The organism is Sphingomonas soli NBRC 100801, assembly GCF_001591025.1.
Taxonomy (GTDB): Bacteria; Pseudomonadota; Alphaproteobacteria; order Sphingomonadales; family Sphingomonadaceae; genus Sphingomonas; species Sphingomonas soli.
Map to the genome: position 1 here is coordinate 137,177 of NZ_BCTZ01000003.1, position 23,230 is coordinate 160,406.

A 23,230-nucleotide genomic window follows, 5' to 3' on the forward strand; every position below is an offset into this window, starting at 1 on the left:
GTTTTGGCGCCTGTAACCGGTGGGTTTGCATTGCGCTTCGACGACACTCTGGAGACTGTGCTGGCAGCCGATCTGGGCTCTCCCCAGGCCGCGCAATCGGCATGGCGGCAGGTGGTGGACCTGATCGGTCGCAGGCGCGTTCCCGCCGATGCCCGAGCCATGAGCGTGCTGCGCACGATTCGGGCGCAGGTCCCCCTCACCGTACGCGCCTCTACCGCCCGCGCGTTGGAATTTGCCGATCCTCCGGCCCCGCTGGTGCGGCTGTTTGCCGTGGATGAGCTTGCCGTGGCGCTGCCGGTGCTGCGCAGTGCGCGCATGACATCGGCGGAATGGATTCAGCTGCTTCCCGAGCTTGCCCCGTCGGGCCGCCAGCTTCTGCGCAACCGGCGCGACCTGGGCCCTATCGTCAAGCGCGCGCTTGAGGCCTTCGGTCCGAGCGACTTCGTGCTGCCGGACGAAAGCGTGAAGGAAGCCGCCGAGGCGATGCCGGAACCGGCGGCTATGCCCGTGGAAGCGGTCTCGCCAGCGGTGGAATCGCCGGAAGAGGCATCGGCATATGCGGGTGAGATGCTCGCTGCGCCTGTTGCCGAACCCTCGCCTGAACCGGAGACTGCGCCGCCTGCGGTCGAGATCGCGCCGGTGATCGCGAACGGGGCGGAAGCGCTTGAACCGGTCGCATATGCGATCCCCGTGCATTATCCGGAACCGGCGGAAATGTCCGCCCTCTCGGAGGGGCCGCCGGAAGTTCCACCCGCCCCGGTGGAAGAGGTTGTCGCCGTGGACTCTCCTGCGCCCGTGGAAGCGGAGGAACTCGCGGAGGACCCCGTTACTGCGCCCGAAGCGATCGTCGCAGTGCCTGCGGCACTCGTTGAAGCGGAGGATTTTTCTTTCGTCGCGCTTGCAGAGACGGCGGCGGTGCTGCCGGGTTCCACAAGGAATTTCGCCGTCGAGGAGGAAGTTGTTCGCAGCCCGGTCCAAAGCGGGACAGTCGAGCCAATGGCCCCCGCGGAAGCGATTGCGCCGGACGCTTCGGGGCCACAGGGTCGGGACATGGATGATAGGGATCTGTCCGTGATCGAAGCGCCGGGCGACGCGTTCGACATGCTTGGCGAGGGAGGGCCTGCGGGCGCTGCCGATAAGGGCGGCACATTCGAAATTGCCGAGGTCGTCGCAAGGATCGATGCCTTTTGGCGCAATCGCGAGGAGAATGGGCAGCGTCCGGCTCCGCTAGCCGACCATTTCCGCTTCGAAACCGATTCGAAGGGCGTGTTCCGCTGGGTCGAGGGTGTGAGCCGCGCGGCATTGATCGGGCTTTCGCTCGATGTGCAAGCGGCGGCGGGCGTGCCCGAGGCGTCGAAAGTTGACGGGGTTGCCGTTGGCGCGTTCCGCCGCCGTGCAGGTTTTTCGAATGCGCGTCTTGCGATCGAAAGCGAATCGGATGCAGCCGGCGACTGGCTGATCTCCGGCATTCCGGTATTCGACCCTGCCAATGGCCGTTTCACCGGCTATCGCGGCACCGCTCGGCGCCCCCGCCCGGATGAGCGTGCAGAGCCGGTTCGCCAGGCGCAGCCGCCGATCCCGCCAGATTCACTCCGCCAGCTTGTGCACGAACTGCGCACGCCGACCAACGCGATTGCCGGCTTTGCCGAAATGATCGAAAGCCAGATCCTGGGGCCGGTGAGCGATCCGTATCGCGGGCGGGCGGCGGAAATCCGTACCCAGGCGCGCGAATTGCTGGGCGCGATCGACGATCTCGATCTGGCGGCGCGCATTGACAGCGCGGCGCTGGCCTTGGTGCCCGGCCGGGTTGCGCTCCGCCCGCTTCTCGCGGGAATCGCCGACGACCTTGCACCGCTGGTGGCCCTGCGCGGCTCGCTTCTCGCGCTTCCGATCGACGATCTGGCCGTTACGGGTGACCGTCGTGCAGTCGAGCGGTTGCTGGCCCGCTTGCTTGCAACTCTGGTATCCGCCAGCCGCGCCGGCGAGCGGATCGGCGTGAACATGGCAGTTGCGGGCGATGGCATGGTCGCCATCTCGATCGATCGCCCGCAGGCGCTGGCGGATTATCCAGGCGATTCCGTTCTCGGCATCGATGACGAGCGCGAGGATATGACGTTACTCGGCACTGGCTTCGCGCTGCGTCTCGCGCGTAATCTTGCCCGCGAAATGGGCGGCACGATGCTGATCGAGCCCGAAAGCTTGACTTTGCGCCTCCCTGCCTCTGAAACCGCAATCGTAGGTCAGGCTAATCTGAACTAAAGCGGGCGAGGGGGGACGAGTGAAATCCGGGGGGTATCGTGTACCTGCGCCCGATCCGGGTTCGCGGATCGCGTGGCCGGCGGATTTCGGCACCCGGTTCACGATTTTCGTCGATACCGAAGAGGAATTCGACTGGAGCAAGCCGTTAGATCGCGATTCGCGCGGGGTCAGCCACATGAAGGCGTTGCCCGCGGCGCATGCCTATTTCGCGGCGCACCATGTTCCGCTCACCTATCTGGTCGATCATCCCATCGCGACATCGCCCGTGGCGATCGAGGTGCTTAAGGGACTGATCGCGGATGGACGCTCGGCGATCGGCACCCAGCTTCACCCCTGGGTCAGTCCGCCGTTCGACGAGGAGGTGAGCAATTTCAACAGCTTCACCGGAAATTTGTCGTCCGGATTGCAGGAAGCGAAGCTCATTACCCTGACCGAGTCGATCGTAGCGGCATTTGGTCGGCGTCCGCTGGCCTATCGCGCCGGACGCTATGGTGTCGGTCCCCAGACCCTGGAGCTGCTCGCGCGCCATGGCTATCGCGTCGATACGTCGATGCGCTCGGGCTATGATTATTCCGGGGAGGGTGGCCCCGATTTCTCGGAGGTGCCCAACGACGCTTTCCGCAACGGATCAATGATCGAGCTCCCGCTCACCACTGTATATACGGGCTGGGGCCGGCGCGGCGGCGCGGGGCTGTATCGGGCGCTGCGCGGGATTCCGAAGGGATATGGCGTTGCCTCCCGGCTCGGCATGCTCTCGCGCGTCGCGCTGACGCCGGAGGAAATGCCGCTGGAAGACGCGAAGGAAGCAGTGCGCGTCGCAGTGGGCGAGGGGCTGCGCCTGCTGAACTTCTCTTTCCATTCGCCGTCAATCGAGCCGGGACACACTCCCTTCGTGCGCGACGCGGCTGCTCTCCAGGCGTTCTTCCGCTGGTGGGGCGAGATTTTTGCGCTGCTGGTGCAGCTCGGGGTCCGCCCTGCATCGCTCGATCAGGTGATCGCGGCAGCCGAGTGAGGAGCTGGTGGGCCCGGCAGGACTCGAACCCGCAACCAAGCCGTTATGAGCGGCCGGCTCTAACCAATTGAGCTACAGGCCCCACCCGCAACGAACGGCCCAAACCTTACGCGATCGAACAGCGCGTAAACGCCTCGGGCCGTCGATGGTCGGGGAGACAGGATTCGAACCTGCGACATCCTGCTCCCAAAGCAGGCGCGCTACCGGACTGCGCCACTCCCCGACGCCGGGCGCGCTTAGACCATAAAAACACGCCGGGTAAAGCGATTGGTGGAATTCAATCCGCATCCGCCTCCGCAGCGATGCGTGCCGGGCGGGATTCGATGCGGCCCTCCAGCGCATCCGCCAGCTTTTGCCGGTCGATCGCGCCTTCCCAACGCCCCACCACGACGGTCGCCACGGCATTGCCAATGAAGTTGGTGATGCTGCGGCATTCGCTCATGAAGCGATCCACGCCGAGAATCAGCGCCATCCCAGCAACGGGCACGCTGGGTACCACCGCCAGCGTGGCTGCGAGCGTGATGAAGCCCGAACCGGTCACGCCCGCAGCCCCCTTTGAACTGAGCATCGCCACACCCAGGAGCAGCAATTGGTCCGCCAGCGAAAGATCCACGCCGCACGCCTGCGCGATGAAGAGCGCCGCCAGCGTCATATAGATGTTGGTGCCGTCGAGGTTGAACGAATAGCCGAGCGGCACGACCAGCCCGACCACCTGCTTGCCGACGCCTGCGCGCTCCATCTTGTCGATCAGCGCGGGCAAGGCGGCTTCGGACGAGGAAGTACCGAGCACGAGCAGCAACTCAGCCTTGAGATAGCGGATCAGCCTGAAGATCGAGAAGCCCGCCAATGCCGAGACCGCGCCGAGCACGACGAGCACGAAGATCAGCGCGGTGACGTAGAAACTGCCGACGAGCCAGGCGAGGTTGGCGAGCGCGCCGATCCCATATTTTCCGACGGTGAACGCTATTGCGCCGAAAGCGCCCAACGGCGCCGCGAACATCACGATGCGGACGAGCTGGAAGACCACGGTGCCAAGGCGTTCGAGCATTTCGGTCACCGGGCGGGCCGGCTCCCCGACCATCGCCAGCGATACGCCGAACAGGATCGCCACGAGCAAGACCTGGAGGATCGAGCCGCTGGTCAGGGCCGACAATAATGTCGTCGGGATCATGGCGCGGATGAAGCCGGTGATCGTGGTTTCGTGCGCCTTTTCCTCAAAGCCGAGCACGCGGCTGGCGTCGAGCGCCGACGGATCGACGTCCATCCCGGCACCCGGCTGGATCCAGTGCGCGACGATCAGACCGACGATCAGCGCCAGCGTGGAGAAGAACAGGAAATAGCCAAAGGCCTTGAGCGCGACGCGTCCAGTCGATCGCAATCCGCCCGATCCGGCGATGCCCGTGGCCACGGTGAGGAAGATCACCGGGGCGATGATCATCTTGACCAGATCGACAAAGGCGAGGCCGATCCATTCGCACGCCGCGCCCCATGCCGGGGCGAGCGCGCCCAAGGCAACGCCTCCGCCGATGCCGACCAGCACCCAGAAATAGAGATGCCGCCAGAAGGGCTGCGGTGCTGGCTGCTTTCCTGCGTATCCGGTGGCGATCGCGCCCATATTCTCTCCCCTGCTGCAGACAAGCATAGGGAAGGGCGGCGGGAGCCCCAATGCAAAAAGGGCGCTCCCTTGCGAGAGCGCCCTTTCGCTAGATATCCGGGGAGCGCGAACGCTCCGGCGTCAAATCTCAGTGCGCGTTTGCGGCAGCTGCATCAGCCTTGTTCTCGGCGACTTCCGCCTTGTTCTCGAGAACTGCTGCCTCGACGACGTTCGAGGTGTTGTCTGCAGCGGCGTCGTATGCAGCGGCGTTGGCCGACTCGTCAGCAGCGACGTTCTCTGCGGTGGTGTTGGTCGGGGTGCTGTTGCAGGCGGCCAGCGAGACCAGGCCAGCAGCGGCGACAACGGTAAGGATCTTCTTCATGCGATCGCTCCCAATGGGACTTAAAACGTTTCGCTACCGGCCCGAACGGCCGTTGCGAACTGTTCCAATAGCGAGGTTTCCGCCTTCGTCAATCTCATTTTCGACGAAATGAAGGCGTTTCGACATTTTTTGGCCGTATTTGGGCCAAGATTGGCCACGGAAACCCGTCCGCCGTCAGGGTTTTGCCTTTTCGACCCGACCGATCTCTTCCGGTGCATTTGCCACAATTGCGACTGTCGCGGTCCATGCGGCAACGTTCTGCCGCAGTTGGACGGGATCGACTTTGTCCAGCGTGTCGTCGGGTGTGTGGTGGTAATCAAAATAGCGAAGGCCGCTTTGCTGCAGGTCGATGCCTGCGGACCCCGCGTCGATGACCGCGGCGACATCGGCACCGCCACCCGCCGGCTGCTGGCCGCGGGTAATGCCCAGCGGAGCCAGCGCTGAAACGATCCGGTCGCCCATCGCCATGGCGCTGCTGGGAAGCTTGAAATCGACCCGCCAGATGCGGTCCGCCCCGAAATCGGATTCGGCGGCAAGCGCGTGAGACTCGTTCTTATGCGCTTCGAAATAGGCGCGTCCGCCGAACACGCCCGGCTCCTCGGCGCCCGCCCACAGGATACGGATCGTGCGGCGCGGCTGGCCCGCGTCCATCACGCGCTTGGCCGCAGCGGTGACGATGCCGCAGCCCGATGCGTCGTCGATCGCGCCCGTGGCCAGATCCCAGCTATCGAGATGGCAGGCTACGAGCACGATGCCTGCGGCAGGATCGCTTCCGGGCACTTCGGCGATGACGTTGCCGGATTCGCCGTCGCCCTTGAACTCGGGCGTGATGGTCAGCTTCATCCGGACGGGGCCGCGCTTCAGCAGCCGTTCGAGCTGTTCAGCGTCGGGCAGGGGCAGGGCAGCCGCAGCGATCGGCTTCTGGTCCTTGGCCCAGCTCGTGCCGCCGGTATGCGGATTGCGATGATAATCGGTGCCGATCGACCGGATCAGCACGGCAATCGCGCCCTTGCTGGCCGCGATCGACGGCCCCATGCGCCGCGCCCCGCCCGACGGACCATATTGCGAGCCGTCCTGCGTCGCGGTCATTGCATGGCTGATAAAGGCGATCTTGCCTTTCAGGCTGCCGGCGGGTGCGGCCTGGAGATCGGCGAAGGTCGGGAAATAGGCGATTTCGCCTTCAACGCCCTTCGGCCCGGTCGACCCGGAATTGCCGAGCGCGCCGACGACGAGCTTCTGGGCCGATCCGCCGAGCACTTCGGCCTTTTCTTCGCCACGAACCCAGACCGGCATCTTGAACGTCTCGATGCGGACATTCCGGAAGCCGAGCGAAGTCAGCTTCTTCACGCTCCAGTCGCGCGCGCGGGCCTCCGCCTCGGTCGCGGCGAGGCGCTGGCCGATCTCGGTGGTCAGCCCCTCGGTAATCTCCCAGGCGAGATCGTCCTTGAGCGCCGCATCGCGCAGCGCTGCCACGTCGGTCTGCGCGAGAGCGGGGAGGGGAAGGGCGAGGGCGGCTGCGGCCGCGAGCAGGATGCGCTTGTTCATGAGCGGGGAGGCTAACCACGCCCGTGGCATTTGCCAATGCGCCGCCGCATGCCCGCGCCCGAATTGCAAAGCGGCGGTCGCATCGCTACATGCCCGGCCAAATTCCCGCACTCGAATATCCCGAAACGGAGTCCATCGATGTCCGCCCAATACGCCTTTGTCATGAAGGACATGACCAAGACCTTCCCCGGCGCCCCCAAGCCGGTGCTCAGCAACATCAACCTGCAATTCTATCAGGGTGCCAAGATCGGCATCGTCGGCCCGAACGGCGCCGGTAAGTCGACGCTGATGAAGATCATGGCCGGCGTGGACAAGGATTTCACCGGCGAAGCATGGCCGGGAGAGAACATCACCGTCGGCTATCTAGAGCAGGAGCCGCAGCTCGATCCAACCAAGACCGTGCTGGAGAACGTCAAAGACGGCGCGCGCGAGACAGCCGATCTGGTCGAGCGTTTCAACGCGATCTCGGCCGAGATGGGCGATCCCAAGGACGACACCGATTTCGACGCGCTGATGGAGGAAATGGGCGATCTTCAGGCCAAGATCGACGCGGTCGACGGCTGGACGCTCGACAACCAGCTCGAAGTCGCGATGGAAGCGTTGCGCTGCCCGCCGGGCGACTGGCCGGTGGAGAACCTCTCGGGCGGTGAAAAGCGCCGCATCGCGCTCACCCGCCTGCTGATCCAAAAGCCGTCGATCCTGCTGCTCGACGAACCGACCAACCATCTCGACGCGGAAAGCGTCAACTGGCTGGAAAACCATCTCAAGGAATATGCCGGTGCGGTGCTGATGATCACCCACGATCGCTATTTCCTCGATAACGTCGTCGGATGGATCCTCGAGATCGATCGCGGCAAGTATTTCCCGTACGAGGGCAATTACTCGACATATCTGGAGAAGAAGTCGAAGCGCCTCGAGCAGGAGGATCGCGAGGAATCGGGTCGCCAGAAGGCGATCAAGGACGAACTCGAATGGATCCGGCAGGGCGCAAAGGGTCGCCAGACCAAGTCCAAGGCGCGTATCGCCAAGTTCGAGCAACTCGTCGAAGCGCAGCAGAACCGTACGCCCGGCAAGGCCCAGATCGTCATCCAGGTGCCGGAGCGCCTGGGCGGCAAGGTGATCGAGGTGACCAATATCTCGAAGGCCTATGGCGACAAATTGCTGTTCGAGAACCTGTCCTTCACGCTGCCGGCTGGCGGCATCGTCGGCGTGATCGGCCCGAACGGCGCCGGCAAGTCCACGCTCTTCAAGCTGATCACCGGCCAGGAACAGCCCGACAGCGGTACGATCGAAATGGGCTCGACCGTGCGGCTCGGCTATGTCGATCAGAGCCGCGACCATCTGAACGACAAGAACAATGTCTGGGAGGAAATCTCGGACGGGCTCGATTACATGAAGGTCAACGGACACGACCAGTCGACCCGAGCCTATGTCGGCGCGTTCAACTTCAAGGGTTCCGACCAGCAGAAAAATGTCGGCAAGCTTTCGGGCGGCGAACGTAACCGCGTCAACATCGCCAAGATGCTGAAGCGGGGCGGCAACGTGCTGCTGCTCGACGAACCGACCAACGATCTCGACGTCGAAACGCTGGGCGCTCTGGAAGAAGCCATCGAAAACTTCGCGGGCTGCGCTGTGGTGATCAGCCACGATCGTTTCTTCCTCGATCGCCTCGCGACGCACATCCTGGCGTTCGAAGGCAACAGCCATGTCGAATGGTTCGAAGGCAATTTCGAGAGCTATGAGGAAGACAAGCGCCGTCGCCTCGGCGATGCCGCCGATCGCCCGACCGCGCTTTCGTACAAGAAGCTGACGCGCTGATCATTTCATTGGCGACGGACTGCGCTTCGGCTTAACTTCCCCGCGTTCAGGCGGGGAGGGCGTGATGGGTCGTATCAGGATGTTGGCGTGCATGCTGGCGTGCTGCGCGGCGTCGCCAGTGCTTGCGCAAAGTGCAGCCGATTTCCCGGCCCGGCAGTTCGGCGGATGGAAATTCTATACCGAGTCTGGCGCATGCTTTCTCGCGGCATCTACAGGCAGGGGGAAACTGACCCTCTCGCCTCAGGATGCGAAGGGCGCACGAATGTTCGTGTTAGTCACCGACTCCGCATGGCCCAGATCCGACCCGGGGAAGCGCTATCCTGTTACGCTTTCGCTGGGTGGCATAGCCGCTTCCGGCGAGGGTGGCACGACGTTCGGCGGCGACGGTTTCCGCGCGATCCTGTCACGCCCTGAAGGATTTTTCGAACCGCTCGCGGCCGCCAGACACGTGGTCGCGCAGGGGCATGGCAATATGATGCAGGTGACGTTCAATGCCGACGCTGCGGCAGTCGACATGCTTCGCCGTTGCGCGCGGGCGCTGCACGCTGCGGAGCCTGAGGTCGACGGCACGCGGCTTGCCGCCGGTACCCAATGCTATGCGTATCTGCGTGGGACCCGGCAGCTTGGCGTTATCCGGCAGACGGTTCGGCCGATCGTCGCGGAGGGCAAGCCTGCGTGGGATGTGATCGTTCATAATTGGCAGCGGGAAGGTGCGACCAACATCCGCGATCATTTCGTGCTGCGCGCGCGTGACCTAACGCCGATTTCGTTCGACCGGCGCGAGGCCGGAGTCGAGCAGGTTCGCATCGCCTATGGCGCGGGAAATCTGACCGTCACCCGGCCGGGTGTTGCGCCGGTTCAGACGCGCTTCAGCGGTCGGATATGGGACGGGCATCTCGATGGCCTGCTTCTGGCCGGGTTGCCGCTCTCACAGGGGGAGTTTTTCTCCATGCCGAGATATCACCATAACGATGGACCCGGTCGCTTCGAGCTGACGGTGATCGGCAGCGAAAGGGTCGCCGGGCAGGACGCCTGGGTGGTCGAAACCGGTGAAGAGGGTGCCGAGGTACGCTATTTCATAGGCAAAACCGGTCGTGCCGATCTCGGCTATACTGGCTGGGGCTTTACCAAGAGGCCGGGCGGCGATTGTAGCGTGATTCCACAATGATCTGCGTAGGCGCAGGAGATCGGCACCGTCACGCGCGTTAGAGCGTCCGCATCTCTTGCGCGCCAAACCGAGGTCGCTGATATTGGTGGTATGATCCAGGAGCAGACGCACGACGCCGAATTGCTCACCAGAGCCTTCGAACTTGCGCGAAAATCCTATGACGAGGGTGGCTGTCCGATCGGCTCGGTGCTTGCGCGTGGACCGGAGATATTGGGGGAAGGGCACAATCAGCGTGTCCAGAACGGCGACCCCATCGCCCATGGCGAGATGGACGCGCTGCGCAACGCGGGCCGCCAGGCGAGCTACGCCGACACCACGCTCTATACCTCGCTCAGCCCGTGCATGATGTGCGCGGGCACAATCGTGCAGTTCAAGATTCCGCGCGTCGTGATCGGCGAGAACGTCAATTTCGGCGGCAATGAGGATTTCCTGCGCACGCACGGCGTGGAGGTGGAGATCGCGAACGATGCGCGCTGCGTCGAACTGATGGGCCGCTTCATAGCCGACCGGCCGGCGCTGTGGAACGAGGATATCGCCGAATAGCATCGGCGGAGTTGTTCGCATCTTCGCCAGCCCCCTAGCGCATTTCCCCCCTCACGGTTACATGGGCCGCCAACCTTCGACTCAGGACTTTGGCGCACTTCATGGACATCAAGCTCGGTCTCACCTTCGACGACGTTCTTCTCGTTCCCGGCGAGTCCGAAGTTCTGCCGAGCATGGCGGACACGCGCACATTCGTGACAAAGAGCCTTGCGCTCAATATCCCGATCATCTCCTCAGCGATGGACACCGTTACCGAAGAGGACATGGCGATCGTCATGGCGCAATTGGGCGGTATCGGCGTGCTGCACCGCAATCTGGACATTGGCCAGCAGGTGGAGGCCGTTCGCGCGGTGAAGCGCTTTGAGAGCGGCATGGTGGTCAATCCGATCACGATGACGCCAAACGGAACGCTCGCCGATGCCCGCACGCTGATGCAGCGCCATCGGATTAGCGGGATACCGGTGGTGGAGGACAGCGGCAAGCTGGTCGGAATCCTGACCAACCGCGACGTGCGCTTCGCCGAAAATCCGGGCCAGCCGGTTTCCGAACTGATGACGCGCGATAACCTGGCGACCGTTTCGGCCGGCGTAGGCAAGGAAGAAGCGCGGCGGCTGCTTCATTCGCGGCGGATCGAGAAGCTGCTGGTGGTGGACGACGCGTATCGCTGCGTCGGGCTGATTACGGTCAAGGATATCGAGAAGGCCGTCACCTATCCCGACGCGACCAAGGACGAAGCCGGCCGCCTGTGCGTCGCCGCTGCGACCACGGTGGGCGACAAGGGGTTCGAGCGGACTGAAGCGCTGGTCGATGCCGAATGCGACCTGATCGTGATCGACACGGCGCATGGCCATAACAGGGACGTCGCTCGCGCCGTGGAGCGTGTGAAGAAGCTGTCGAACCGCGTGCAGGTGATCGCCGGCAACGTCGCGACGGGCGAGGCCACCCGGGCGCTGATCGACGCGGGCGCGGACGGCGTGAAGGTGGGCATCGGGCCGGGATCGATCTGCACCACGCGGGTGGTCGCCGGGGTGGGCGTGCCGCAGCTCACGGCGGTGATGGACGCCGCAGCCGAGGCTGCAAAGTCCGGCGTGCCAGTGATCGCCGATGGCGGGCTGCGCACTTCAGGCGACCTCGCCAAGGCACTGGCGGCGGGCGCATCGACCTGCATGGTCGGTTCGCTGCTCGCAGGGACCGAGGAAGCGCCGGGCGATACGTTCCTGTATCAGGGGCGGAGCTACAAATCCTATCGCGGCATGGGCTCAGTAGGCGCGATGGGCCGCGGCTCGGCCGATCGCTATTTCCAGGGCGATATCAAGGATCAGCTCAAGCTCGTTCCCGAAGGGATCGAAGGGCAGGTTGCGTATAAGGGGCCCGCGCGTGACGTGATCCACCAGCTTGTGGGTGGGATCAAAGCCGCGATGGGCTATACCGGATCGGCGACGATCCCCGAGCTGCAGAAGCGGGCGAGCTTCGTGCGGATCACGAATGCCGGCCTGCGCGAGAGCCATGTGCACGACGTGACGATCACACGCGAGGCACCGAATTACCCGACGCGGTGACGGGATTGCCATTTCCCTGATCCGGTTGGAGATGTGCATTCTTCGTCCGCTCAGGGGGATAGGATGACGCCAGACGTCGAGGCATATAATGAGGCGCAGGTGCTCGAAATGCGGGCGATATGTGCGCGGCTCTGCGAGGAGATATCACGCGGCTTGCCCGAGGCCGAGAGCAAAGTCTGGCATGGAGGGCCGGTCTGGTTTCTCGATGGCAATCCGGTCGCCGGCTATTGGGTGCGCAAGAAGGGCGTGCAGCTGCTGTTCTGGAGTGGACAATCGTTCAACGAGCCTGAGCTGAAGCCGGAGGGCAGGTTCAAGGCTGCCGATGTGCGGTATTGCGACGTAGCCCAGATTGACGCAGCGATGCTCGCGCGCTGGCTTGAGAAAGCGCGAACGATCCAGTGGGATTACAAGAACGTCGTCAAGCGCAAGGGCGTGCTAGAGCGGATCAACACCGACGCTTAGCGGCGTCCGATGTTATGCCGCGAACCGCTCATTCGCAGCGGTTTCCGGAGGCGCGAAGCACGGGCAGGATCTTCGCGGCATCGTCGACCTTGAGGTTGATATGCGTCATTTCCTGACCATTGTCATAGGTCAGGCGGAGCCGGATCCGTTCGCCCCGCTCCATGCCAAAGGTCGTCGGTTTGCCACCGGAATCGAAGTTGATCTGGAGATACCGCATCGTAACCCGATCCACGACTTCGCTTGCCCAGTTGGTAGGCGTGGTGAGTACCGGGCGCCCATCGAGCGTGACGTAGGTCGGCCCCATGCGGGTTCCCGGCACAAGGTCACGGTGCCAAAATTCCAGGTTGGAAATGGCGAGCGATAGGCGGCCATCTGCGCCAAGCTTGTACCAGATTCGTAGCTTGGCCTTTGCATAGCCATCGTCGATAACTCTGGTGTAAATCCCGTCACCGCTGCCGTTCGGTTTGTAGGAAAGCCTGAGGTTCGGAACGTCCAGAAATCGGCAGCTCACCCGTCCGTCTTTGAAGCGCCGGATATGGGTGCGGATCGGCTTTATCCCTTGATCGACTGTCTTGAGCTCCGCCGCAGCCGGGCTGATTAGCCAAGAAAGCATCGCAAGCGCTTGCATCGACATAATTAATTCCCTCCACGTGGATCCGTTTTGGGAAAGGCACCAAGAGCGGTCAAGACTCCGGCTACGAACGTCAGGCCAGTTCGGACGCGGGCTTTCCGGTGCGAGGGCATGTCTTTGGTTGTAAAGTTACCTCCGCTCTGCTTCCGTCCCGGCGGCTTGGTTTTGCGAGCCGCACAGGCTCATACCTTTTATCACAGGTGACTTTTTGACTCCCGCCGCCCGCGCCCAGGCCGCCATCGAGCTGCTCGACAAGATCATCGCTGCTGCCCGCGATCAGGGCGCGGCGGCGGATACGCTGATCGCGCGCTGGTTCGCCGAGCGGCGCTATGCGGGCTCGAAGGACCGCAGGGCGATCCGCGAGCTCGTCTATGACGCGATCCGCCTGCTCGGAAAGCCGCCGGAGAACGGCCGCACCGCGCTGCTGGCGCTGGCGAAGGACCGGCCCGAGATCGCCGGTTGGTTCGACGGCTCGCCCTACGGACCCGCCCCGATCGACCCAGCCGAACTTCCGGCCAAGCCCGCGTTCGCGCATGACTGGTTGATCAAGGCGCTCCGCGCTTCGGACATCGGGATCGACGAGCAGGCGGCATTGCTCCAGCGCGCGCCGCTCGACGTGCGGGTCAACGCGCTCAAGGCCGATGCCGATGCGGTGCTGGCGCAGATCCCGGGCGCGGAGCCGATCCCGTTCACCACCGACGGGCTGCGCCTGCCCAGCGACCTGACCGTCGAGCAACTGCCCTCTTTCCGCGACGGCCAGATCGAGGTGCAGGATGCGGGCAGCCAGATCGTGAGCCTGGCCAGCGGCGCGCGGCGGGGCCAGCATGTGATCGACCTGTGCGCGGGCGGGGGCGGCAAGACGCTGGCGCTGGCGGCGATGATGGCGAACCAGGGCAGCATCCTGGCCTGCGACGTGGATCGCGGTCGCCTCCAACGGCTGGAGCCGCGCGCCGAGCGGGCGGGCGTGACCATCGCCGAGACAAGGCTGCTCAACCCCCGGCAGGAGGAGAGCCAGCTGGCCGACCAGGCCGGACGGGCCGACATCGTGCTGATCGACGCGCCCTGCTCGGGAACCGGCACCTGGCGCCGCAACCCCGAGGCGCGCTGGCGGCTGACCCCGCACCGGCTGGCCCAGCTTGGCGAGACGCAGCGCTATCTGATGCGGATCGGCGCCAACCTCGTCCGCCCGGGCGGGAGCCTGGTCTATATCGTCTGCTCCGTGCTCGACGAGGAGGGCGCGAGCCAGACCGACGCCTTCCTGAAAGCCTATCCCGGCTGGACCGTGGAGACGCTGGCCCCGGGCGCGGGCACGCCGCGCGGCGCCGGGCTGCGGCTCACCCCGCTAAGGGACTCGACCGACGGCTTTTTTGTCGCGAAGATGCGGCGGCCATGATAGCGAACAGGGCAAGCCTTTCGGAGTTATCGATGCGCGTCACCGCGATTTCCGCCGCCTTTGCCCTGATGATCCTTTCGGTCTCGACCTCGCTGATGGCGCAGCGCCCCGATGCGCAGATCGATCCGCGATCGGCCGCGCTGGTGCAGGAAGCCCGCGCCGCGCAGGCCGCCGGCAATGTCGAAGGCGCGAACGACCTGCTCGAAAGCGCATTGGTGGTCGATCCGCGCAACCGCGAGGCATTCGTGCTGCTCGCCGAGATCTCCCGCAGCCGCAACCTGCCGGGCAAGGCGATCCGCCTGTACCGCGAGGCGCTGTTGCTCGAACCCAACGACCTGGCCGCGCTGCGCGGGCAGGGCGAGGCGATGGTGGCGAAGGGCGCGATGGAGCGGGCCAAGGCCAACCTCGCCAAGATCAAGACGATCTGCACCGCAGGCTGCAACGACGCCAATGTGCTCGCCGCCGCGATCGAAAAGGGGCCACCCGCCACCGTGACGGCGCAGGCCGAGAAAGCCGAAGCGCCCGCCAAGCCCTGACGCGCGTTGGCGCGAAAGGTTACACTAAGGTGACACCAAGAACGCGGTTCGCGCGCCCGCGAATGTTCCCAATGTTCGCACCGACGACGGGCGGCTGGACCAACGAATTCAAAGAGCGGCCGGGAGTGCCGACCGGCTGAGCCAAGCAGGTGAAATCCTACATTGCAAGGGGAAAGGGCAGGAGGGCTTTGGCTGTCGCGTAACGTCGGCTTTGCGCCCTAATTGCGGTCGTTCAGCTTGGCGCAGCGCGCCGCCAAAACCTGCCGTCCGCTCGTCTCAACATCAGCCTGACCGAAATTCTGGGCCTGAGGCCATCACTCTGTCGGTCGTTGGCCGTTGCCCGCGTCGAGGATCATGTAATGCGGTTCGCGGTTAGCCTTGGCCAACTGGTTGAAGTGCTCCCGGCTTCCCAGCAAATCCGGATCCAGCTGCGCCAGCAACTGCTTGTTCGCGCACGGCACCATCAGGAACCTTGCCGCAAAGGGGTCTCGGGTGTCGCTGCGCATCGAAAGCACCAGGCCCGGCATATAATCCGACGAGGCTGTCCCGCGCATCGTGCGGGCAATGGATAGTCTGAGCACCCCTGCTGCCCTGCCTGCGAAGAACAAATTGGATTCGACCCTGTAGACATAGCCCCAATGCACTGGGGCATGGGTTTCAGGGGTCAGTCCATGACTCCAATGTTTGAACGTTGGACGACCGTCTCGCGTCTCGATCCTCACCCAGCCACTGACATATTGCGCTTCCTCGCGGCCCGTCACCGCGTACCGGAAGTAGCGATAATCGCCGAGATATCGGTTCAGGATGTAATCCCGGTCGGTCGCATCATGGTTGATGGCGTCGGCGAGCTGATCGTACAGCGTCAGACGCACCTGGTTGCGGTCGAACCAGATCAACCTGTCCTGCTGGATCTTGCCCTGCTTCTCGCTGGGTTTCTCTTCCTCGCTCCGGCGCATGTCGCTGACCCAGTTCGGCGAAAAGAGCGGATAATAGAGCTTGGCGTTTCCGCGATTGTTGCAGACCTTGCGAAGGCGGTCGCGCGCTTCCTTGAAGTCGGCCAGGCGCTTTTCATCTGCGGTCTTCCGATCCTTTTCGCTCTGTTCGCGGACTGCAGCCTTCTCAGCGGGGGTTCTCGCCCGACGCGTATCGCCGGGTGTCCTCTTCTCGTCAGTCATCCGCCCCCCGTTTGTTGCACGGCTTTGAAGACTAACGCGCTTTAAACCGTCTGCAACATGGCTTGAGCCAAGTTTGGTGGCCGGAGCAATTTCCAAGCCCCAAAGCCACAAAGACCCCTGTTGAAATGGCCCAGCGGTGATTGGTGGCCCAGGACAAAAGGCTAATTATCTCAGTATCTTACTTGAAGCTGGGCGTCATACAGGCTATGAAGATCGCCGCAAGCGTCAATTTCGTCACGGCAAAAAAAGAGCCGGCTCGGCGGGATCGACGCGAAAGGTTCAGGGCAATTGGAGGGCATCGACATGACGGATTTCAAACAGGCGGTGAGCCGGGACGGAAACATGACGAACAAGTACAGCCAACTGAGCCCCAAACGCGGGAAGGTCGAGTACGATGGAAAGCTGCGCTACCCCGAGTAACGCTCACACCCGCGCAACCCGCGCCGCGCCTTTGCGCGCGAACGATTTGCAACGCCGCCGCTCGATGGGAGCGCGCGGCGTTTTTTTTGTTCGCAGTACCGGGCTGGGGCCCTGAGGCGGGTGGACCCGGCCTGAACGGGCTGGCCCGGGTCTTGAATGTGAATCGGGGCGGCAGTTGGCGCTGCCACCCCGACCCGACGACGGCAATTCCGAAAGCTTGGTGACTTCGAACAAAAGGAAATTGGGAAATGAGACTCCCGTATTCCATACCGTCGCCTATTCTAGGCGGCTTCCGCTGGTCGATGGCCTCCGTCGCGTCCGTAGCACATTTTGAGCACGGCGTGAAAGTGGTCAGCGAGACCCCCCTCCCGTCGCCGGTGACCGAGGCATTTGCCGCGGTTCACCCCGACCATTGGGGGCAACTTGTCGGCCTGGGTAATACGATACTGGTTAACATCGCGTATCAGGTCGGCTCCGGTGTAGTGCACTATCCAGTAACTACGGTCGCGGTGATCTGGTGGTTCCTCGAAACGGCGCATCTTGCACACATCTTGTACAAGGCGGTGCGCAAGTGGCTCAAGCGGGGCCACGGGCCCACCACCGCCAAGGCACCTCCGATAAAGGGTGGGGCTGCGAAGCGGCGGACGCAGCCGCTTCGCAGCAAGGCCCGTGCTGCCACACCCAAGAAGCCGAAGCCTCAGAAGCAGGAAGTGCCACTTCTGATGGTGCCCCAGTCGCACAAGGCCGTACCTGCCAGTGATGTCGATCCCGACATTATTGGCGAAGCGGGTGAGGTGGATGGCTGAACCGCCTTGTGACTCGCGCATCGGCGCGGGCCACAAGACAGGGTGCGGAGGAGACTCGCGGCTCGAGCCGCGTCCGTGCATCTGACGGTGGCCTCCAGCAGGAGGAATTCGCTGCATGGATAGAAGCGGAGGGACAAGTTTGACGACGACGCTACAATGGTGTCGCCGTCAACGGCAGCTACCGCGGGTCATCATCCAAAAGCTGCGCGGCTGAAAAAGGCCAACACCTGACACCGCCCCGAAACCCCCGTTGTTTGGACACCACCCGCGCACATCCCTCGGTCTTACCCGCTCAAAACCCGCGCCAGCGCGACGAATTCGTCCACCGATACCGTTTCCGCACGCCGGGCGGAATCGATGCCCAGCGTCTCCATCGCTTCGATCGCGCCGGGGACGGCCTTCAGGCTTTGGCGGAGCATCTTGCGGCGTTGGCCGAAGGCGGCGGCGGTGAGCGCCTCCAAGGTCTTGAAGCGGACGCCGGGAGGCTCGGCGGCGGGGGTGATGTGGACGACGGCGGACATCACCTTGGGCGGCGGGGTGAAGGCCGAGCGATGGACGCCCATTGCGATCTTCGCGGTCGAGCGCCACTGGGCGAGGACGGCGAGGCGGCCATAGGCGTCGTCGCCGGCCTTTGACACGATGCGCTCGGCCACTTCCTTCTGGAACATCAGCGTCAGGCTGGCCCACCAGGGCTCCCAGGGAGCGGAGAGCCAGCCGACGAGCAGGGCGGTGCCGACATTATAGGGCAGATTGGCCACGACATGCGGCTTGCCGGTGAAGAGCGATGGGGCATCGACTTCGAGCGCATCGCCCTCGATCACGCGGAGCTTGCCCGGGAAATGCTCGCCCAGCTCGGCGAGGGCGGGGATGCAGCGGCGGTCGCGCTCGACGGCGACGACGCTGGCGCCGGCCTCCAACAATGCGCGGGTGAGGCCGCCGGGGCCGGGGCCGACCTCGAACACTTCCTGGCCCGCCAGATCGCCGGGGACGCGGGCGATGCGGGCGAGCAACTGGTGATCGAACAGGAAATTCTGCCCCAGCGCCTTGCTGGCGCTGAGACCGTATCGCTGGATCACGTCGCGGAGCGGCGGAAGGCTTGTCACGCTATCGCGTCTGCCCGGCGCTGCGCAGCGCTGGCGGCCATGCGGATCGCGGCGATCATCGCGCCGGGATGCGCCTGATCCTTGCCCGCGATGCCGAAGGCGGTGCCGTGATCGGGCGAAGTGCGGACGATCGGCAGGCCGAGGGTCATGTTCACGCCCTCGTCGAAATAGAGCGTCTTGATGGGGATCAGCGCCTGATCGTGATAGGGGCAGAGCGCGACATCATAGCCGGCGCGGGCGCGGGCATGGAACATCGTGTCGGCGGCGAAGGGACCGATCGCATCGACCCCCTCGGCGCGGAGCTGCTCGATCGCAGGGGCGATGATCTCGATCTCCTCGCGGCCGAGCGCGCCGCTTTCGCCGGCATGCGGATTGAGCCCGGCAAAGGCGAGGCGGGGACGCTCGATGCCGAAATTGCGCAGAAGAGAGCGGGCGGTGACGCGCGCCTTTGCGACGATCATTTCGATCGAGAGCGCGGCAGGCACACCGGCCAGCGCGATATGGACGGTGAGCGGCACGACCCGAAGCGTGGGACCGGCGAGCATCATCACGGCGTTTTCCGGCGCGATTCCGCAGCGCTCGGCGACGAATTCGGTCTGGCCGGGATGGGTGAAGCCGATGCCGTAAAGCTGCGCCTTGGACACGGGGCCGGTAACGACCCCGCTCGCCGCGCCCGCATTTGCGAGGCCGATGGCGAGCTCCAGCGCATGCAACGCGATGCGCGCGGTGCCGTCATCGGGGCTGCCGGGGGTCACTTCGTCGGCATCGCCGATCGCAAGCACGGGCAGCGCGTCCGCAAAGGCGGCGGCGGCCTGGGCAGGATCGGTGATCCGCGCGATCGGGCCGTCCCACACCTTTTCGATCGCGCGCGGATCGCCCACGGCGAAGAAGGGCGCGAGCGAATGCAGCTCGCGCGCCTTCCACGCCTTGGCAGTGATTTCCGGGCCGACTCCGGCGGAGTCGCCCATCGCGACCGCTAGCGGACCGATCAGCCGCCCGGACGGAGGATCAGCGATACTCGACAAGCGCGTCCCTGCGCAGATCGCGCAGCATGCGCTGGGCGCGGACGTTGGTGCGGACGTCTTCGAGCTGGTTCCGGATCTGGTCAGGGCTGGGCAGATTGGCGCTGGCAGGCTCGTCGCGCCCGCAGAGCACGAGGACGCTGACGCTTTCCTCGATCGCGCCGAACGGGCGGGTGACCTGGCCCACCTGAAGCGGCAGAAGCATGTTCTGGATCGCCGGCGGCATATCGCGGATCGCGAGATTGTCGCGATCGGCGATCTCAGCGTTCAGCGACGCGGCGATCTTGGGCACGTCGCCGCATCCGTGAATCGTGCTGGTCTGCTTCGCGAATTCGGTGGCGAGCGCAGTCGCCTGCTCCTCCGACGTGCCCTTGGGGAAGCGGATGCTAAGCTGGCGCAGGCTGACCTTGGCATCCTTGGGATCCGGCATCAGCACCTTACGCTCTTCGGCGAGGTAGATCATCGAGAAGCCGGTGGGCAGCTCGATCGGACCGGCAACCTGGCCCGGCTCCATCGTCTTGACGACCTCGGCCAGCTCATCGGGCAGCATGGCGGGACGGACCCAGCCGAGATCGCCGCCCTGCGACTTGGTCGAGGATTCCGAATAGGTGCGGGCGAGATAATCGAACGGCGTGCCTTCGCGCATCTGGGCGATCATGCGCTGCATGCCGGTCGCGACTTCCAGTGCGCGATCGGGCGTGGCGCTCTGATAGATTTCGAAGACGTGATATTCCTCGGTGCCCTTCGACGCCTCAAGATTGCGGATGATCTCCTTGATCTCGGCATCACTGATATTGATGTCGATGCGGCGGCGGAGCAGGCGGCCCCATGCAAGCTCGCCTTCGATCTGGCGGCGCAGCGAGCGCTCCGACGAGCCGACCTGGCGCAGCCAGACGCGGAACTGATCGGGGTCCTTCGCAAAATTCTTGGCGACGCGGGCGTAGGTCTGGTCGATTTCCTTCTTGTCGACCGTGATGTCGTTGGCCTTGGCCTCCTGAATCTGCAGCGTCTCGTCGATCAGCTGGCGCAGCACGGTGACGCGCAGCTCGTCGCGCTCGGCGGGCTTCAGGTTGAGCTTGTTGAGGCCGATGATCTGGTTGACGCGCTGCTCGACATCGGTGCCGGTGATGACCCAGTCATTGACCACCGCCGTCGCCTTGCGCACCGCGGGATCGGCCTTGCCGAAAATGGTCAGGTTCGCCGGGAGATCGAGGCTGGCGGCGATCGCGCCGATATCCTGCTCGGGAACCGTCTGCGCCACCGCCGTAGAGGCCATGCCGGCCATTGCGAACATCAAGACCGCCTTGCGGCCCCAGCGGATCGCCTTTGCAACACCGATTTTCACGTGAATCCGAACCCTCATCCCAAACGGAGATCGTCGCGCTTACTGACGAATTGTGCCTGAACCAAGGCTGACGGACAGTCTTAGCGGCCCAAGTTCTTGAACGCCAGACTCAGGATATAGCTGTTGCCGCGCCGCGCATCGCCGGTGGTTTCATAATCGCGCTTCCAGGTGAAGGCGAGGCGGAGGCAATCGTCCTCATAGGAGACGCTCATCCGGTGGCGCACCGGCTCGAAGCCATCGGACTGGGAGGTGATATCTTCCTGCCGATCGGTAAGATCGACCAGGATCGAGCCGGAGACCGCCCAGAATTTGGCGATCTGGATGCGCGCGCCGATCCGGGCCTCTTCGCGGTCCTGGAGATCCTCTAGCGCGGGGCCGATATTGCGGTTGAGCCGCAGATAGCCGAGCTGGACATAGGTATTGCGTGACCCGACCGTCGCGTCGACTTCGTTGCGACGGAAGGCGAAGCCATCCTTGTCGATACGATAGCGGTGGGTGAAGCTGACAAAATCGCGGAAGCGGACGACCGTGCGCCCGACGATATCGGATACGCGATCGGTAAGCCCGGTGCCGTCGGGGAAGAGCGTGGGGCTGGACGAGATGCGGTAGCTCTGGCCGACATTGGCATCGAGCGTGAAGCCCGGCAGATACAGCGCGTAATCCACGCCCCAGGTGAAGCGCGTCGAATCCTCGAACCGGTCATAGCCCGGGAAGCGATTGAGCGCGAAGAGGTTCGAATCCTCCAGATCGACCGCGCGGGCGTCTTCATTGGGGACTTCGAGATTCTTGATCGGCGGCGCGGCGACAATCTGAAGCCGGGGCGTGATCCGCTGGGTGCCTCCGAACATCTCGCCCACCAGCGGCCATTTGACGTCGAACGCGACCGCGCCGATCCCGCGCAGGCGGAAGCCCTCATCCCCGCGATAGCTGGGAACGGTGGTGAGCAAGGTGTCGCTCGCATTATAGGCGTCGCCGCGCGCATAAGCGGTGAGCGTCAGCTCCTGGCCCCATGCCGTGAGCCTGCGCAGGTCCCATCGCGCGCTGGCAAAGGCGCGCTGCGAATCCTGGCCGTCCGACCGGCCGATCGCGAGCGTGTTCACCTGGAACTCGAAGCGCCCGCCGATGACGCCGTCGTCCATCCGGCGGCGGTAATCGAGCTCGGGCAGCGCATAGGCCTGAAGCCCCTGGCGCTCGCCGACCCGCAGCGTCTGGACCACCCAGGCGTTTATCGAGAGATAGCTGTCCGGATCGATCCGTTCGACGCGGATATTGTTGCGCAGCCGATCGTCGCGCGAAATATCGTAGCGGCGGAGGAAGGTGCGGTCGGTGGTCAGGCGGAAAGAGGCGCTCGCGGCCCAGTTCGGATCGAACTGGTAGCGCCCGGTGCCGTCGAAATAGCCGCGGAAATCGTTCTTCGTCGTGGCCGGGGTCAACGGCACGGTCAGATCGTCCGAGCGGCGGCTATACGTGCCGAACGCGCTGACCCGATAGGCGCCGCGCGTGTTCAGCTCGCGATATTCGGCCTGCATCATCGGCAGCACGCCCGAATAGACGCGCGGCGTGATCGTCAGGTCGCGATTGGGCGCGAGGCTGAAGAAATAGGGCAGCGCGAATTGCAGGCCGTTGGTGCGGCTGTAGCGTATATCGGGGGTCAGGAAGCCATCATCGCTCATCCCGCCGATCGGATGCGAGAATACCGGAAGCGGAATGCTGGCGATGCCGAACACCGAGATGCGCGCGCCATTGTAGCGGATGCGGTGCAGCGCGGGATTATAGACGACCTTGTCCGCCGTGATCTTCCACGAAGGCTCTTTGGGGCAATTGGCGGAATCGGTGACCGCGCAGGGCGTATAGGCGGCATTCTCCACAGTGATGATGTCGCCTTCGCGCTGTCCGCGCCGCGCGGCGATGCGCCCGCCGGCATCGAGCACGACCAGCATGTTTTCAACCATGCCGTCCTTGAGCGAGTCGGTCAGCTCGATCCTGTCGCCATAGGCCGCGTCGCCCTCGGGATTGATGACGACGATATTGCCCTCGGCCACGACCTGGCCGGTCTTGCGGTTCCAGGTGACCTTGTCAGCGCGCAGCCGGTCGCTGCGGCGGAACATCCGCACGTCGCCGCTGGCGACGACGATATCCGCCTCATAATCATAGTCGATCTGATCGGCGTTGAACTGGACCTGATCGCCGGATTCGGGGAGCGGCGCGGTGGAGGGCGGAGGTGCCTCGACAGGGCGATCCTGAAGGTCCGGCTGGCCCAGCGGCGCCGGTTGCTGCGGCGATTCGCGCGGAGCAGCCGTCTCCTGCGCCCGGGCCTGTGCGGCGAGGCACAGTCCCAACGCGGCCGAGAGCAGCAAAGCCTTGCGCGTCACTCTGAATTCCACCTTCGTATCTACTCCCAGCGCACGCGGCATTTCCGCCCTATCGCAGCGGTTCGGCCATCGCAACGTTGGCCCC

Annotated in this window: 19 protein-coding genes and 2 tRNA genes; 10 read left to right on the forward strand and 11 right to left on the reverse strand. The window is 64.3% G+C overall.

Annotated elements, in window-relative coordinates:
* The first annotated feature begins 3 nt into the window (after nucleotides 1-3).
* On the forward strand, nucleotides 4-2,259 hold the full coding sequence (locus SSO01S_RS02380; RefSeq protein ID WP_169798304.1) for a sensor histidine kinase: 2,256 nt from the start codon (nucleotides 4-6) through the stop codon (nucleotides 2,257-2,259).
* 19 nt (nucleotides 2,260-2,278) lie between these two features.
* Nucleotides 2,279-3,271: a polysaccharide deacetylase family protein gene (locus SSO01S_RS02385; RefSeq protein ID WP_066794610.1), complete on the forward strand. Its 993-nt coding sequence runs from the start codon at nucleotides 2,279-2,281 to the stop codon at nucleotides 3,269-3,271.
* 5 nt (nucleotides 3,272-3,276) lie between these two features.
* Here SSO01S_RS02385 and SSO01S_RS02390 read toward each other — a convergent pair.
* The 5 genes from SSO01S_RS02390 to SSO01S_RS02410 all read right to left on the reverse strand — a co-directional run bounded on the left by SSO01S_RS02390 (nucleotide 3,277) and on the right by SSO01S_RS02410 (nucleotide 6,792).
* Nucleotides 3,277-3,353, reverse strand: a tRNA-Ile gene (locus SSO01S_RS02390).
* A 64-nt stretch (nucleotides 3,354-3,417) separates the two neighbouring features.
* Nucleotides 3,418-3,494: transfer RNA gene (locus tag SSO01S_RS02395), tRNA-Pro, on the reverse strand.
* Nucleotides 3,495-3,548: 54 nt separating this feature from the next.
* On the reverse strand, nucleotides 3,549-4,886 hold the full coding sequence (gene dctA, locus SSO01S_RS02400; protein WP_066794613.1) for a C4-dicarboxylate transporter DctA: 1,338 nt from the start codon (nucleotides 4,884-4,886) through the stop codon (nucleotides 3,549-3,551).
* A gap of 127 nt (nucleotides 4,887-5,013) precedes the next feature.
* Nucleotides 5,014-5,247, reverse strand: coding sequence for a hypothetical protein (locus SSO01S_RS02405; protein WP_066794615.1), 234 nt, complete (start codon nucleotides 5,245-5,247; stop codon nucleotides 5,014-5,016).
* A 174-nt stretch (nucleotides 5,248-5,421) separates the two neighbouring features.
* On the reverse strand, nucleotides 5,422-6,792 hold the full coding sequence (locus SSO01S_RS02410; RefSeq protein WP_066794624.1) for a M28 family peptidase: 1,371 nt from the start codon (nucleotides 6,790-6,792) through the stop codon (nucleotides 5,422-5,424).
* Between the two features lie 138 nt (nucleotides 6,793-6,930).
* Here SSO01S_RS02410 and ettA point away from each other — a divergent pair, with 138 nt between their 5' ends.
* The 5 genes from ettA (at nucleotide 6,931) to SSO01S_RS02435 (ending at nucleotide 12,342) form a co-directional block, all read left to right on the forward strand.
* Nucleotides 6,931-8,610 carry an energy-dependent translational throttle protein EttA gene (gene ettA / locus SSO01S_RS02415; RefSeq protein ID WP_066794626.1) on the forward strand — a complete coding sequence of 560 codons (1,680 nt, stop codon included), beginning with the start codon at nucleotides 6,931-6,933 and terminating at the stop codon, nucleotides 8,608-8,610.
* Nucleotides 8,611-8,872: 262 nt separating this feature from the next.
* Complete coding sequence (locus SSO01S_RS02420) at nucleotides 8,873-9,778, forward strand: DUF3108 domain-containing protein (RefSeq protein ID WP_066794627.1); 906 nt, start codon at nucleotides 8,873-8,875, stop codon at nucleotides 9,776-9,778.
* A 90-nt stretch (nucleotides 9,779-9,868) separates the two neighbouring features.
* The gene (locus SSO01S_RS02425) at nucleotides 9,869-10,321 is read left to right on the forward strand and encodes a nucleoside deaminase (protein WP_066794628.1); all 453 of its coding nucleotides are present in this window, start codon (nucleotides 9,869-9,871) and stop codon (nucleotides 10,319-10,321) included.
* 101 nt (nucleotides 10,322-10,422) lie between these two features.
* Nucleotides 10,423-11,880 (forward strand): IMP dehydrogenase, encoded by a 1,458-nt coding sequence (gene guaB, locus SSO01S_RS02430; RefSeq protein ID WP_066794630.1) that lies wholly within the window; start codon nucleotides 10,423-10,425, stop codon nucleotides 11,878-11,880.
* Between the two features lie 63 nt (nucleotides 11,881-11,943).
* On the forward strand, nucleotides 11,944-12,342 hold the full coding sequence (locus SSO01S_RS02435) for a DUF1801 domain-containing protein (protein WP_066794632.1): 399 nt from the start codon (nucleotides 11,944-11,946) through the stop codon (nucleotides 12,340-12,342).
* 28 nt (nucleotides 12,343-12,370) lie between these two features.
* Here SSO01S_RS02435 and SSO01S_RS02440 read toward each other — a convergent pair whose 3' ends face one another.
* Nucleotides 12,371-12,976, reverse strand: a complete 606-nt coding sequence (locus SSO01S_RS02440; protein ID WP_066794635.1) for a hypothetical protein — start codon at nucleotides 12,974-12,976, stop codon at nucleotides 12,371-12,373.
* Between the two features lie 205 nt (nucleotides 12,977-13,181).
* On the opposite strand from SSO01S_RS02440, the gene SSO01S_RS02445 reads away from it, so the two are divergent.
* Together SSO01S_RS02445 and SSO01S_RS02450 are read left to right on the forward strand one after the other, a co-directional pair.
* Nucleotides 13,182-14,366 carry an RsmB/NOP family class I SAM-dependent RNA methyltransferase gene (locus SSO01S_RS02445; protein ID WP_066794637.1) on the forward strand — a complete coding sequence of 395 codons (1,185 nt, stop codon included), beginning with the start codon at nucleotides 13,182-13,184 and terminating at the stop codon, nucleotides 14,364-14,366.
* A 32-nt stretch (nucleotides 14,367-14,398) separates the two neighbouring features.
* On the forward strand, nucleotides 14,399-14,902 hold the full coding sequence (locus tag SSO01S_RS02450) for a hypothetical protein (RefSeq protein ID WP_066794639.1): 504 nt from the start codon (nucleotides 14,399-14,401) through the stop codon (nucleotides 14,900-14,902).
* 314 nt (nucleotides 14,903-15,216) lie between these two features.
* Here SSO01S_RS02450 and SSO01S_RS02455 read toward each other — a convergent pair whose 3' ends face one another.
* Nucleotides 15,217-16,077: a hypothetical protein gene (locus tag SSO01S_RS02455; RefSeq protein WP_066794641.1), complete on the reverse strand. Its 861-nt coding sequence runs from the start codon at nucleotides 16,075-16,077 to the stop codon at nucleotides 15,217-15,219.
* Between the two features lie 722 nt (nucleotides 16,078-16,799).
* Between SSO01S_RS02455 and SSO01S_RS02460 the strand changes: the two genes are divergently transcribed.
* Nucleotides 16,800-17,303, forward strand: a complete 504-nt coding sequence (locus tag SSO01S_RS02460; RefSeq protein ID WP_157073596.1) for a hypothetical protein — start codon at nucleotides 16,800-16,802, stop codon at nucleotides 17,301-17,303.
* A 284-nt stretch (nucleotides 17,304-17,587) separates the two neighbouring features.
* Here the strand turns inward: SSO01S_RS02460 and rsmA are convergent, their stop codons facing one another.
* The 4 genes from rsmA to SSO01S_RS02480 form a co-directional block, all read right to left on the reverse strand.
* Nucleotides 17,588-18,406, reverse strand: coding sequence for a 16S rRNA (adenine(1518)-N(6)/adenine(1519)-N(6))-dimethyltransferase RsmA (gene rsmA / locus SSO01S_RS02465; RefSeq protein ID WP_066794645.1), 819 nt, complete (start codon nucleotides 18,404-18,406; stop codon nucleotides 17,588-17,590).
* Nucleotides 18,403-19,431, reverse strand: a complete 1,029-nt coding sequence (gene pdxA, locus SSO01S_RS02470; RefSeq protein ID WP_281178665.1) for a 4-hydroxythreonine-4-phosphate dehydrogenase PdxA — start codon at nucleotides 19,429-19,431, stop codon at nucleotides 18,403-18,405. Before pdxA ends, rsmA begins: the two co-directional genes overlap by 4 nt.
* Nucleotides 19,415-20,722 (reverse strand): peptidylprolyl isomerase, encoded by a 1,308-nt coding sequence (locus tag SSO01S_RS02475; protein ID WP_066795176.1) that lies wholly within the window; start codon nucleotides 20,720-20,722, stop codon nucleotides 19,415-19,417. Before SSO01S_RS02475 ends, pdxA begins: the two co-directional genes overlap by 17 nt.
* Nucleotides 20,723-20,853: 131 nt before the next feature.
* Complete coding sequence (locus tag SSO01S_RS02480; RefSeq protein WP_066794649.1) at nucleotides 20,854-23,187, reverse strand: LPS-assembly protein LptD; 2,334 nt, start codon at nucleotides 23,185-23,187, stop codon at nucleotides 20,854-20,856.
* Between the last annotated feature and the right edge of the window lie 43 nt (nucleotides 23,188-23,230).